Origin of the sequence: Solirubrobacter phytolaccae (genome assembly GCF_027587195.1) — a bacterium.
GTDB lineage: Bacteria > Actinomycetota > Thermoleophilia > Solirubrobacterales > Solirubrobacteraceae > Solirubrobacter > Solirubrobacter phytolaccae.
This window is the reverse complement of the sequence record NZ_JAPDDP010000124.1, coordinates 1-12,671: the sequence shown is the minus strand read 5'-3', so window position 1 is coordinate 12,671 and position 12,671 is coordinate 1. Positions and strand designations below refer to the sequence as shown.

At 71.9% G+C, this 12,671-nt stretch carries 14 protein-coding genes; 11 read left to right on the top strand and 3 right to left on the bottom strand.

Annotated features, from left to right (window positions below):
• From OJ997_RS35070 to OJ997_RS35060, 3 genes are all read right to left on the bottom strand, one after another.
• On the bottom strand, positions 1–487 hold a 487-nt coding region (locus OJ997_RS35070; protein WP_270030099.1), incomplete at its 3' end, for an LLM class flavin-dependent oxidoreductase.
• A 65-nt stretch (positions 488–552) separates the two neighbouring features.
• On the bottom strand, positions 553–1,158 hold the full coding sequence (locus tag OJ997_RS35065; protein ID WP_270030098.1) for a trypsin-like peptidase domain-containing protein: 606 nt from the start codon (positions 1,156–1,158) through the stop codon (positions 553–555).
• Positions 1,155–2,135, bottom strand: a complete 981-nt coding sequence (locus OJ997_RS35060) for a LacI family DNA-binding transcriptional regulator (protein WP_270030097.1) — start codon at positions 2,133–2,135, stop codon at positions 1,155–1,157. Before OJ997_RS35060 ends, OJ997_RS35065 begins: the two co-directional genes overlap by 4 nt.
• Before the next feature lie 118 nt (positions 2,136–2,253).
• Between OJ997_RS35060 and OJ997_RS35055 the strand changes: the two genes are divergently transcribed.
• The 11 genes from OJ997_RS35055 to OJ997_RS35005 are packed head-to-tail and all read left to right on the top strand — an operon-like array spanning position 2,254 to position 12,535.
• Positions 2,254–3,162: a TIM barrel protein gene (locus OJ997_RS35055; protein ID WP_270030096.1), complete on the top strand. Its 909-nt coding sequence runs from the start codon at positions 2,254–2,256 to the stop codon at positions 3,160–3,162.
• Positions 3,159–4,139 (top strand): sugar ABC transporter substrate-binding protein, encoded by a 981-nt coding sequence (locus OJ997_RS35050; RefSeq protein WP_270030095.1) that lies wholly within the window; start codon positions 3,159–3,161, stop codon positions 4,137–4,139. The genes OJ997_RS35055 and OJ997_RS35050 overlap by 4 nt, the downstream gene beginning before the upstream one ends.
• 8 nt (positions 4,140–4,147) lie before the next feature.
• On the top strand, positions 4,148–5,197 hold the full coding sequence (locus tag OJ997_RS35045) for an ABC transporter permease (RefSeq protein ID WP_272600645.1): 1,050 nt from the start codon (positions 4,148–4,150) through the stop codon (positions 5,195–5,197).
• Entirely contained in the window at positions 5,194–5,970 is a 777-nt protein-coding gene (locus OJ997_RS35040; RefSeq protein WP_270030093.1) for an ATP-binding cassette domain-containing protein, read from the top strand. Before OJ997_RS35045 ends, OJ997_RS35040 begins: the two co-directional genes overlap by 4 nt.
• Positions 5,967–7,109 (top strand): Gfo/Idh/MocA family protein, encoded by a 1,143-nt coding sequence (locus OJ997_RS35035; protein WP_270030092.1) that lies wholly within the window; start codon positions 5,967–5,969, stop codon positions 7,107–7,109. Before OJ997_RS35040 ends, OJ997_RS35035 begins: the two co-directional genes overlap by 4 nt.
• Entirely contained in the window at positions 7,106–8,119 is a 1,014-nt protein-coding gene (gene iolG, locus OJ997_RS35030; RefSeq protein WP_270030091.1) for an inositol 2-dehydrogenase, read from the top strand. The genes OJ997_RS35035 and iolG overlap by 4 nt, the downstream gene beginning before the upstream one ends.
• A gap of 23 nt (positions 8,120–8,142) precedes the next feature.
• Positions 8,143–9,012 (top strand): 5-dehydro-2-deoxygluconokinase, encoded by an 870-nt coding sequence (iolC, locus tag OJ997_RS35025; RefSeq protein WP_372517971.1) that lies wholly within the window; start codon positions 8,143–8,145, stop codon positions 9,010–9,012.
• Positions 9,005–9,739, top strand: a complete 735-nt coding sequence (gene iolB, locus OJ997_RS35020) for a 5-deoxy-glucuronate isomerase (RefSeq protein ID WP_270030089.1) — start codon at positions 9,005–9,007, stop codon at positions 9,737–9,739. The genes iolC and iolB overlap by 8 nt, the downstream gene beginning before the upstream one ends.
• Positions 9,736–11,577 carry a 3D-(3,5/4)-trihydroxycyclohexane-1,2-dione acylhydrolase (decyclizing) gene (gene iolD / locus OJ997_RS35015; RefSeq protein WP_270030087.1) on the top strand — a complete coding sequence of 614 codons (1,842 nt, stop codon included), beginning with the start codon at positions 9,736–9,738 and terminating at the stop codon, positions 11,575–11,577. The genes iolB and iolD overlap by 4 nt, the downstream gene beginning before the upstream one ends.
• A gap of 20 nt (positions 11,578–11,597) precedes the next feature.
• Positions 11,598–11,990: a hypothetical protein gene (locus tag OJ997_RS35010; RefSeq protein WP_270030086.1), complete on the top strand. Its 393-nt coding sequence runs from the start codon at positions 11,598–11,600 to the stop codon at positions 11,988–11,990.
• 5 nt (positions 11,991–11,995) lie between these two features.
• Entirely contained in the window at positions 11,996–12,535 is a 540-nt protein-coding gene (locus OJ997_RS35005; protein WP_270030085.1) for an RNA polymerase sigma factor, read from the top strand.
• Positions 12,536–12,671 lie beyond the last annotated feature (136 nt).

Here is a 12,671-nt window from a genome sequence, read left to right as displayed (position 1 = left end):
GTGGCGGCGGCAGGATCGGGCGCGGCGCCGCCGGCGGGGCGACCGGGCGACGTCCGCCGCGCAGCAGGGCGCGCCCCTCGGCCAGGCGGGAGCGCGGCCAGGGCGTCGGGGCCCACTCGTCGGCCAGGCCGCCGGCGATGCGGATCGCCTCGGGCGCGTGGGCGGCGAGCGCGAGCGGGACGTGGCCGTCGAGGCGGGCGCGGAGCGTGGACAGCGTGCCGATCGACGGGCCGACGCCGAGCACGAGGCGCCCGCGCGAGGCGCGCTGGAGCGCGGTGGCCGCCGGCGCGACACCGGCCTGCGCGGTGAGCGTGCCGACCTCGATCGACGCGGTCCAGGCGGCGATCTCGGCGAGCACGAGCAGCGCGTTGTACGTGGGCGTCTCGGCGACCTGGACGCGATCGAGGCCGAGCGCGTCGGCCTGCCGAGCGAGTCGCACGATCGTGCCGACGCGGGTCTCGAACGGGGTGAACGCGATGCCGGTCATGTCGGGACGATGGTCCCGGCCCGCCGCGACCCCGGCAATCGGGGCACCACCCTGAACTTTGTCGGCTACCCCGTGAGCGCGGCGACCCAGGTGCTGTCGTCGCCGCGAGCGAACACGAGCCCGACGAGCCGGCCGTCCTGGTCGGTGACCGGCGCGCCGGAGTCGCCGGGCTGCACGCGCGTGGCGAGCTCGAGCGCGGGCCGGCTCGCGCCGTCGAGCCGCGCCGTGACACGCCGCAGCACCCGCGCGGAGACCGTCCCGCGCAGCAGGTGGACCTCCACGGTGTCGCCACCACGCGCGAACCGCGCCGCGCCGGCGGCGAGGCCCGGCACGGCGAGCTCGGCCACGTCGCGCCGGCGGTCGACGCGCACGACCCGCGCGGCACGTCCGTCGACGCGCACCGACCGCGCGCCCTCGACCGCATGCGCGACCGTGAGCACACGCCCGTCGCCGGTCGCCACCGCGGTGGCGCGCTCGTCGGCCAACCCGCCCGAGTGCACGGTGACCCGCAGCGGCGAGGGCGCGTCGCCGCCGCAGCCGGCCGCGAACAGGGAGGCGACGAGGAGCGGGCCAGCGGCGCGGCGGCCACGCCCGCGGCTTGCGCCGACGACGCGCGCGACGGCGCGGCGGCCACCCACCAGGCGGGCGGCGACGACGTGGCGCGCGTTCACGGCGGCGGCGCGGTCGTCGAGCGCACCACGAGTGTCGGCTCGTGCACGCGGGTCACGCGGTCGGCTCTCCCCTCCGCGCGCTGCAGGAGGAGCTCGAACGCTTCCATGCCCATCTCGCGGCGGGGCTGGTTGATCGTCGTCAGCTGCACGTGCGCGAGGCCGGCGACGAACGTGTTGTCGTAGCCGATCACGGAGACGTCGTCCGGCACGCGGAGGCCGGCCTGCTCCAGGCAGTCGATCAGGCCGACCGCGACGAGGTCGTTGGCGGCGATCACGGCCGTCGGCAACGCCTTGCGTCGCAGCAGCCGCGCGGCGGCCTCCGCGCCCGCGCCTTCGGTGAACTCCCCCGCGACGACCGACGCCGCACGGCCCAGGCCCGCGTCGTCCATCGCGCGCAGGTAGCCCGCACGGCGGGGTGCGGCGCCCGCGCCGTCGCCGCCGTCCACGTGGACGATCCGGGAATGCCCGAGCTCGACCAGGTGCTCGACCGCCAGGTGCGCGCCGACGGACTCGTCGGTCAGCACGCAGTCCAACGTCGCGGCCCGCACGCGCCGGCCCGTGACCACGCAGGGCAACGGACCCACCGCCGCCGCGATCTGCGGCCCCGGCAGGTGCGGCGACACGAGGATGAGCCCGTCGGTGCGGTACTCGAGGAGCGCCTCGAGCATCGACCGCTCGCGCTGCTTGCGCCGGCCGCCGGTGATGAACAGCAGCCGGTAGCCGACCTCCGACGCCTGCTCCTCGATCCCCTCGGCGATCTCCGCGAAGAACGGGTTGTGCAGGTCGTTCAGGAGGATCCCGACCGTGTGGGTGCGGCGTGAAGCCAGGTTGCGCGCGATCGCGTTGGGCCGGTAGCCGAGCCGCACGGCCGCGTCGCGCACCCGCGCGCGCCGCTCGTCGCTCACCTTCGCGCTGCCGCGCATCACCAAGGACACGAGCGCGCGCGAGACGCCCGCCTCCCGCGCGACGTCATCCATGGTCACGTACGAACCGCGAGTCATCGCGGCCGAGTATTCCAGGTTGCGTTGGAGCGCTCCAACGTTTACGCTGCGAAATTAGAGCGCTCTAACAGGGCGCTGAGGGAGGAGCTGAAGCGTGGAGAGACAGATCGACTCGGGGCTGCCCGGGCGACTGGCCGCAGGCCCCATCTCGTGGGGCGTGTGCGAGGTGCCCGGCTGGGGACTGCAGCTGCCACCGGACCGCGTGTTCGCGGAGATGACCAGCCTCGGCATCACGGCGACCGAGCTCGGTCCGCTGGGCTGGCTGCCCACCGACGGCGCGCAGGCCCGCCAAGTCCTCGACCGCCACGGCCTCCAGCTCGTCGGCGGCTTCGTCCCCGTCGTGGTGCACGAGCCCCAGCAGGACCTGGAATACGCCAAGCAGGCCGCCGCCCAGCTCGCGCAGGCCGGCGGCGAGCTGTTCGTCGCCGCGACCGTCCAGGACCAGCGGTGGTCCACCCCGCGCCCGCTCGACGCGGACGGCTGGAAGCACGCCGGCAGCCACCTGCACGAGCTCGCGACGATCGCCCGCCACGAGGGCGTCGAGCTCGTCCTGCACCCCCACGCCGGCACGCTCCTCGAGACCAAGCAGGACGTCGACCTCGCCCTCGCCCACACGACCGTCCCGTGGTGCCTGGACACGGGTCATCTGCTGCTCGGCGGCACCGACTCCGTGGCCTTCGCCACCGACCACGCCGACCGCATCGGCCACGTCCACTTCAAGGACGTCGACACGGCCGTGGCGCACCGCTTCAACACGCACGAGCTCACCCTGATGGAGGCCGTCCAGCACGGCCTGTTCCAACCGCTGGGAAGCGGAGACGCACGCATCGACGAGGTCGTCGACGCACTCCGCCGCTCGGGCTACAGCCGCTGGCTCGTGCTCGAGCAGGACCTCGCCATCACCGGGTCGGAGCCCCCGGTCGGCGGCGGTCCCACGCTCGACGTGCAGCAGAGCCTCGAGTTCCTTTCCACCCTGGCTCCGGAGGAGGCGATCAACCGATGAAGCGCCTGATGATCCTCGCCGTGGCCCTGACGTTCGCGGCGTGTGGCAACTCCAGCGACGACAACGCCTCCAACGACGACGGTGGTGGTGACGACGTCCAGCTCACCCAGGGCAGTGATCTCACGATCGCGATGGTCACCCACTCCGACGAGGGCTCGTTCTGGTCCGTCGTCAAGAAGGGCGCCGAGCAGGCGGCCAAGGACGAGGGCGTCAAGCTCGTCTGGAGCCCGTCCAACAACGACCCGGAGAAGGAGGCGCAGCTGATCGACGCCGCCATCTCGCAGAAGGTCGACGGCCTCGCGGTCTCCGTCCCGAACGCGGACGCGATCAAGGGCGCCCTGGCCAAGGCGACGGACGCCGGCATCCCGATCATCACGCTCAACTCGGGCGCGGACCAGTTCAAGGCGCTCGGCGCGATCACGCACGTCGGCCAGGACGAGGCGATCGCCGGTCAGGCCGCGGGCGCGCGCTTCAAGGACCAGGGCGCGAAGAAGGTCCTGTGCATCATCCACGAGCAGGGCAACGTCGGCCTCAACCAGCGCTGTGACGGCGTCAAGCAGGGCTTCGGCGGCGAGGTCACCAACCTGCAGGTCAAGGGCACGGCGGACGTCGCGACCACCCAGACCGAGATCAAGTCCAAGCTGCAGGCCGACAAGTCCTTCGACGCGGTGATCGCGCTCAACCCGGACATCGCCAACGCGGCCGCGACCGCCGTCAAGGGCGCCAGCAGCGAAGCCAAGCTCGCCACGTTCGACCTGAACCCGGACGTCACCAAGCGCATCAAGGACGGCTCGATCCAGTTCGCGGTCGACCAGCAGCAGTACCTGCAGGGCTACCTGCCGATCGTCTTCCTCAAGCTCTACAAGACCAACGCCAACACGGTCGGCGGCGGCCAGCCCGTGCTCACGGGCCCCGGCTTCGTCGACCAGAGCAACGTCGACACGGTCGAGAAGCTGGCGGGCGAGGGCACCCGGTGACGAAGCCGATGACGCCGGCGACCGCACCTCCCCCACCGGTGCCGGTCGCCGACGAGCGGCTGGCGAACATCAGCCTCGCGTCGCGCGTCCTGCGGCGGCCGGAGATCGGCGCGCTGCTGGCCGCGATCGTCGTCGCGATCTTCTTCTGGACGCAGAGCAGTCTCTTCCTCCAGCTCGACGGCATCGCGAACTGGACGGACGTGGCGAGCACGATCGGCATCCCGGCCGTGATGGTCGCGCTGCTGATGATCGGCGGCGAGTTCGACCTGAGCGCCGGCGTGATGACGGGCACCGCCGGGCTGACGATGGGCGTGCTCGCCACCGAGGTCGGCATGAACATCTGGTTCGCGATCGTGCTGACGCTGATCGGCGCGACCGGGATCGGCTTCCTCAACGGCTACATGGTCATGAAGACCAAGCTGCCGAGCTTCATCGTCACGCTCGCGACGTTCTTCATCCTGCAGGGCCTCAACCTGGGCGTGACCAAGGTGATCACGGACCAGGTGACGGTCGGCGGGATCGACCTCGCGGCGGGCTATTCGTCCGCGAACTCGATCTTCGGCGGCTCGTTCGGCAGCCACGACTTCCGGATCACGGTGCTGTGGTGGATCGCGATCACGATCCTCGCGACGTGGGTGCTCACGCGCACCCGCATGGGCAACTGGATCTACGGCGTCGGCGGTGACGCGAACGCCGCGCGCAACGTCGGCGTGCCGGTCGCCCGGGTGAAGGTCGGGCTGTTCATGGCGACGAGCTTCGTGTGCGCGCTGACCGGGATCATGGTCGCGCTGCGGCTGGCGAGCACGCAGGCCGGCCAGGGCGTCGGCGAGGAGTTCCAGTACATCATCGCCGCGGTCGTCGGCGGCTGCGTGCTGACGGGCGGCTTCGGCTCCGCGGTCGGCGCGGCGCTCGGCGCGACGATCATCGGCATGGCGTTCATCGGCATCCAGTTCAGCGGCTGGAACACCGACTGGCGCTTCCTGTTCCTCGGCGTGATCCTGCTCGTCGCGGTCCTGGTCAACAACTACATCCGCAAGCGCGCGGAGGGTGCACGATGAGCGCCACGCTGCTCGAGGTCCGCGAGGTCTCCAAGTACTTCGGCAACGTCGTCGCCCTCAAGGACGTCTCGGTGTCCGTCGGCGCGGGTGAGGTCGCGTGCGTGCTCGGCGACAACGGCGCGGGCAAGTCCACGTTCATCAAGATCCTCAGCGGCGTGCACCGCCACGACGAGGGCGAGTTGCTCGTGGAGGGCGAGAGCACGCACTTCGCCAACCCGCGGGACGCGAAGGAGCGCGGGATCGCGACGGTCTTCCAGGACCTCGCGACCGTGCCGCTGATGTCGATCTGGCGCAACTTCTTCCTCGGGTCGGAGCCGACGAAGGGCGCCGGGCCGTTCAAGCGCATGGACGTGAAGTTCGCGCAGGAGACGATGGTCTCCGAGCTGCGCAAGATGGGCATCGACGTGCGCGACCCGGACCAGCCGGTCGGCACGCTCAGCGGCGGCGAGCGCCAGGCGGTGGCGATCGCGCGCGCCGTGTACTTCGGGGCGAAGGTGCTGATCCTCGACGAGCCGACGAGCGCGCTCGGCGTCAAGCAGTCGGGCGTCGTGCTGCGCTACATCGCCCAGGCACGGGACCGCGGGCTCGGCGTCATCTTCATCACCCACAACCCCCACCACGCGTACCCGGTCGGTGATCGCTTCGTGATCCTCAACCGCGGGCGCCTGATGGGGTCCTGGAACAAGGGAGACATCACGCGCGACGAGCTCGTCAAGCAGATGTCCGGCGGCGCCGAGTTGGAGGCGCTCGAGCACGAGCTGCGGCGCGGATGATCGGGGTCGGCGTGATCGGGTTCGGCTGGCTCGGCCAGGCGCACAGCCGGTCGCTGCTGCGGATCCCGACGCTGTTCGCCGAGCGCCCGTTCGACACCCGGCTCGTGGTCTGCGCCGACCCGCTGCCCGAGCGTCGCGACGACGCCGTGCGCTCGTTCGGCTTCAAGCGCGCGACCGAGGACTGGCGCGCGGTGATCGACGCGCCCGACATCGACGCGGTCTGGGTCGCCGCCCCGAACATGCTGCACGTGGAGCTGGTCGAGGCAGCGGCCGCGGCGGGCAAGCACGTGTTCTGCGAGAAGCCCGTCGGCGGCACGCCCGCGCAGACGATCCAGGCCGAGGCAGCGGCGCGCGGGGTGATCTCCGGCGTCGGGTACAACTACCGCTGGGCGCCGCTCGTGCAGTACGCGCGGCAGCTGATCGCGGACGGCGTGCTCGGCGAGATCACGAACTACCGCGGGCGCTTCTTCTCGATGTACGGGAGCGACCCGCTCGGCGTGCTCTCCTGGCGCTTCCTCGTGGACCAGGCCGGCCACGGCGTGACGACCGACCTGATGAGCCATTCGGTCGACCTCGCGCACATGCTGCTCGGGCCGATCACCCGCGTCGTCGGCACGACGGAGACGTTCATCCGCGAGCGCCCGCTTCCCGCCGCCGCCGGCTCGCACTACGGGCGCGGCACGCCCGACGACCCGAAGGGCGCCGTCACCAACGAGGACTACGCCGGGATGCTGTGCGAGTTCGCGAGCGGCGTGCGCGGGACGTTCGAGGCGAGCCGCTCGATCGTCGGCCCCGAGTCGCAGATGGCGTTCGAGGTCTACGGCACCAAGGGCGCCTTGGGGTGGAACCTGGAGAAGCTCAACGAGCTGCAGCTCTACCTCGTCGAGGACGAGCTGCACACGGGCTACCGGACCGTCTTCGGCGGCGACCGCTTTCCCTACCACGGGCACTTCGTGCCGGGGTCCGCGAACGGGATCGGCTTCGAAGACCTGGTCGTGATCGAGGACTTCGAGTTCTGCCGCGCGGTCGCCGAGGAGCGGCCGTTCGTGCCCGGCTTCGAGCAGGCGGTGCAGTGGGTGCGGGTGCAGGACGCGCTCCTGCGCTCCGCCGAGTCCGGACACTGGGAGGACGTGGGATGAGCGCGACGGCGACCAAGACCGTGCGGATCGGCGTCATCGGCGTCGGGCGGATCGGCTCCATGCACGCGGACCTGCTCGCGCGGCAGGTGCCGGGCGCGGAGGTCACGCGCGTCGTCGACACCTACGCGCCGGCCGCAGCCGCGGTCGGCGCGCGGCTGCGGGTGCCGGCCGCGACCTCGATCGAGGCGCTGCTCGCCGCGCCCGACGTGGACGCCGTCGCGATCTGCACGTCCACGGACACGCACGCCGACCTGATCGTCGCGGCCGCCGAAGCGGGCAAGGCGATCTTCTGCGAGAAGCCGGTGTCGCTCGATCTCGCGGAGGTGGACCGCGCGCTGGCGGCGGTCGAGCGCGCGGGCGTGCCGTTCCAGATCGGCTTCAACCGCCGCTTCGATCCCGCGCACGCGGCGGTGGCGAAGGCGGTCGCCGACGGTGAGATCGGCGAGGTGCAGATCGTCCGCATCACCTCGCGTGACCCCGCGCCGCCGCCGCTCGACTACGTGCGCACGTCGGGCGGGATCTTCCTCGACATGACGATCCACGACTTCGACATGGCGCGCTTCGTCGCCCAGAGCGAGGTCGTCGAGGTGTACGCGCGCGGCTCCGTGCGGGTGGACCCGGGGTTCGGCGAGGCCGGCGACGTCGACACGGCCGTGATCCTGCTCGAGCACGCGAACGGCGCCTTCACGACGATCGACAACTCCCGCCAGGCCGTGTACGGCTACGACCAGCGCGTGGAGGTGTTCGGCTCGGCGGGGATGGCCGCGTCGGAGAACCCGCTCGCGCATTCGACGATCGTGCGCACCGCGGCCGGCGTGCGCGCGGCGACGCTGCCGTACTTCTTCCTCGAGCGCTACGTCCCGAGCTACCTCGGTGAGTGGCAGGCGTTCGTCGCCGCGATCGCGACCGGCACGCCGCCCGTGGTGGGTGTGGTGGATGCCCGGGCGCCGCTCGTCATCGGGCTCGCGGCCTGGCAGTCGCTGCGCGAAGGGCGGCCGATGCGGCTGTGAACGTGGGCTTCGACGTGATCACGATGGGCCGGATCAGCGTGGACGTCTACCCGCAGCAGGTCGGCGTCTCGCTGCGCGAGGTGGAGTCGTTCGGGAAGTTCCTGGGCGGCTCGTCGACCAACGTCGCGGTCGCCGCGGCGCGGTACGGGCGGCGCGTGGCCACCATCACCCGCACGGGTCGCGATCCGTTCGGCGAGTTCCTCCACGACGCGCTCCAGGGCTTCGACGTCGACGACCGGTGGGTCACGCCCGTCGACGGGCTCCCCACGCCGCTGGCGTTCTGCGAGATCTTTCCGCCCGACCACTTCCCGCTGTACTTCTACCGCTTCCCGAAGGCGCCGGACCTGGAGATCAACACCGAGGAGCTGGACCTCGACGCGATCGGCGAGGCGAAGGTCTTCTGGGCCACCGTCACCGGGCTCTCGCAGGAGCCGTCGCGCTCCGCCACGCTCGCCGCGCTGGAGGCCGCGCGGGGCATCACGGTGCTGGACCTGGACTGGCGCCCGATGTTCTGGTCCTCACGCGAGGAGGGCCGCAAGTGGGTGCGCGAGGCGCTGCGGTTCGCGGACGTCGCGGTCGGCAACGAGGACGAGTGGGAGACCGCCGGCGAGGTCGAGGTGGAGCTCGCCGTCCACAAGCGCGGCCCGCGGGGCACGTTCGCGCAGCGTGGCGCCGAGACCGTCGACGTGCCGCCCGCGCCCGTCGAGGTCGTCAACGGGCTCGGCGCCGGCGACGCGTTCGGCGGTGCGCTCTGCCACGGCCTGCTGTCGCACTGGGACCTGGAGCGGATGATCCGCTTCGCCAATGCGGCGGGCGCGATCGTCGCGGGACGACTCGCGTGCGCCGACGCCATGCCCACCAGCGACGAAGTCGAGGCGAAGATCAATGCTTGAGGTCACCCGGCTCCGGATCGTGAAGGACCACGACGCGTTCGACACCGGCGGGGACGAGGTGATCGTGCTGCCGCTCGCCGGGTCGTGTCGCGTGACGATCGACGGCGAGGACTTCGAGCTGCACGGGCGCGAGAGCGTGTTCAGCGCCGTGACGGACTTCGTCTACGCGCCGATCGGATCGCACGTGGAGATCGAGGGATCGGGACGGTTCGCGCTCCCGTCCGCGGCCGCCACGCGGCGCTTCCCGGCGCGTTACGGCCCGGCCGAGGACGTGCCCGTCGAGCTGCGCGGCGCCGGCAACGCCTCCCGCCAGGTCAACAACTTCGCCTCCGTCGAGGCCTTCGAGTGCGACAAGCTGATCGCCGTCGAGGTGCTCACGCCCAACGGCAACTGGAGCTCGTATCCCCCGCACCGCCACGACGAGCTCGAGGAGATCTACTACTTCGAGATCACGGGCGGCGGCTTCGCCTACCAGCGCGTCTACGACGGGATGGAACTGCTCGCGGAGGTGCGCAGCGGCGACCGGATCGACCTGCCGCGCGGCTACCACGGCCCGTCGATGGCCGCGCCCGGCTACGACCTCTACTACCTGAACGTGATGGCCGGCTCGGTGCGCGAGTGGAACTTCGTCGACGATCCCGACCACGCGTGGATTCGCGACAGCTGGGCCGACCAGGAGATGGACCCGCGACTGCCGATGACCTCGGCGCCCAGGAGGACGGCATGAGACTGACGGTGGCGCAGGCGCTGGTGCGGTTCCTGTCCGTGCAATTCAGCGAGCGCGACGGCGTCGAGCAGCGGCTGATCGCCGGCTGCTTCGGCATCTTCGGGCACGGCAACGTCGCGGGCGTCGGCCAGGCGCTGCTCGAGTCGCAGGCCGAGCTGCCCTTCTACCACGCCCGCAACGAGCAGGCGATGGTGCACACCGCGGTCGGCTACGCGCGCCAGAAGAACCGTCTCTCGACGCTCGCCTGCACGTCGAGCATCGGGCCGGGCGCGACCAACATGGTCACGGGCGCGGCGCTGGCGACCATCAACCGCCTCCCCGTCCTGCTGCTGCCCGGCGACGTGTTCGCCACCCGCGCGTCCGGCACGCTGCTGCAGGAGCTCGAGGACCCGACGACGTACACCGCGACGGTCAACGACACGCTGAAGCCCGTGTCGAAGTTCTGGACGCGGATCGAGCGGCCGGAGCAGCTCCCGGCGGCGCTGATGGCGGCGATGCGCGTGCTCACCGATCCCGCCGAGACCGGCGCGGTCACGCTGGCGCTGCCGCAGGACGTGCAGGCCGAGGCGTTCGACTTCCCGGACGAGCTGCTGGAGCGGCGTGTCTGGCGCGTGCGCCGTCCGCTGCCGGAACCGGACGTGCTGGAGCGCGCGGCGTCGCTGCTGCGCGGGGCCGCGCGGCCGCTGATCGTCAGTGGCGGCGGCACGATCTACGGCGAGGCCACGGACGCGCTGCGCGAGCTGGCCGAGGCGACCGGGATCGGCGTCGGCGAGACCCAGGCCGGCAAGGGCTCGCTCCCCTACGACCATCCGCAGGCGCTCGGCGCGATCGGCGCGACCGGCACGACCGCGGCCAACGCCGCCGCACGCGAAGCGGACGTGGTGCTCGGCGTCGGCACGCGCTGGAGCGACTTCACGACCGCCTCGCGCTCGCTCTTCTCCGCCGACGCGGTCTTCATCAACCTCAACGTCGCGACCGTGGACGCGTTCAAGCACGCGGGACTGCCGCTCGTCGCCGACGCGCGGCTCGGCCTGGAAGCGCTGAGCGAAGCGCTCGAGGTGCGTTTCGAGACTCCCGCCAACGACTGGGATGCGGTGGTCGAGCGCGCGTACTCCGAGCGCCACGACCCGCCCTCCCAGGCCGAGGTCATCGGCGTCGTCAACCGGGTGAGCGGTCCGCGCGACGTCGTCGTGTGCGCGGCCGGCTCGATGCCCGGCGACCTGCACAAGCTCTGGCGCACGCGCGACCCGAAGGGCTACCACGTCGAGTACGGCTACTCGACGATGGGCTACGAGATCGCCGGCGGCCTCGGCGTCAAGCTCGCCGCGCCCGACCGCGAGGTGTTCGTCCTGGTCGGCGACGGCTCGTACCTGATGATGGCCCAGGAGATCGTCACCGCGGTGGCCGAGCGCATCAAGCTCACGATCGTGCTGGTGCAGAACCACGGCTACCAGTCGATCGGCGCGCTCAGCGAGTCCGTCGGCTCCCAGCGCTTCGGCACCGCCTACCGCTACCGCGGCACCGACGAGCGGTTGCCCGTCGACCTCGCCGCCAACGCCGCCTCGCTGGGCGCCCGCGCGATCGACACCCACACGATCGACGAGTTCGAGGCCGCCCTGCGCGAGGCGGCGGCGAGCGACGTCACCACCGTCGTCCAGATCCACACCGACCCGACGCTCCCCGCGCCGTCCTCCGAGGCCTGGTGGGACGTGCCGGTCTCCGAGGTCGCGGCGCTCGAGTCCACCCGCGACGCGCGCGCCGTCTACGAGCGCGAGAAGGCGACCCAGAACACCTACCTGCGGCCGATCTCCACGGAACCTGCACAGCGTCTGCACTGACCGCCACTACGGTCGCTCCCATGCATCGAGCGACCCACTGGCTGCTGGCGGCCGCGTGCTCGGTGCCGCTCGGCGCGTACCTGACGCTCGCCGACCTGCAGACGCCTTCCGGCGTCGACCCTGACGAGACGGCCTACTTCCTCATCGGCACGGCGGCGATCACGGCGTTCGTGGCCGTGTTCGGCTGGGCCGGCGTGTTCCTCCCGCCGTTCGTCACCGTCCTGTTCGCGAACGTCTACGAGCAGTACTTCTGGGACCGTCCACCCGGGCTCCCCGAGTCGGGCATGGACTACATCGCGTACTACCCGTCCAGCGTCAGCTGGGTGATGCTGGCCGCGGTGCCCTACGCGTTCCTCGTCCTGCTCGTGCGGATCGGAATCTGTCGTCACAGAACGCGGGGCCGTGGCACCTAAGGGCGATGAAGGACGCCGACGCGTTCGCCGCGCTCTACAACCGGGAGGTCCAGGACGTGCTGGTCTTCATTGCCCGGCGCACGCTGGACGCCGAGCTCGCGCTCGACCTGACGGCCGAGACGTTCGCCCAGGCGTTCCGTGGACGCCGCTCGTTCCGGGGCACGAGCGAGGCCGAGGAGCGCGCGTGGCTGTTCACGATCGCGCGACGGCAGATCGGTCGCTACCACCGTCGCGGCGCGGTCGAGCGGCGCGCGCTGGAGGCGCTCGGCGCGACGCTGCCGCCCGCGGGTGAGGACGACCTGCGCGAGATCGAGGAGCTCGCCGGCCTGGACACGCTGCGCACGGTGCTCGGCCACGAGCTCGAGCGGCTCTCGCACGATCAGCGCGAGGCGCTGCGACTGCGGGTCGTCGAGGAACGTCCGTACCCGGAGGTCGCCGACGCGCTCGGCGTGTCCGAGCAGACCGCCCGCGCGCGGGTGTCGCGCGGCCTGCGCGCGCTGGGCCGAGCGCTCGAACCGCGCCTCGCGCTGGAGGACCTGCGATGAGGCCGCGCCTCGCCGGCCGCACCGGCCCCGCGCTCGCCCCGTGCCTCGCCGGCCGCCCCCGCCGAGGAATGCCCGCTGCTGCGCCCGCGGGCGTCGGGGGAGGCCGTGCGCGTCGTGCTCGGCTGGGTCATCCGCC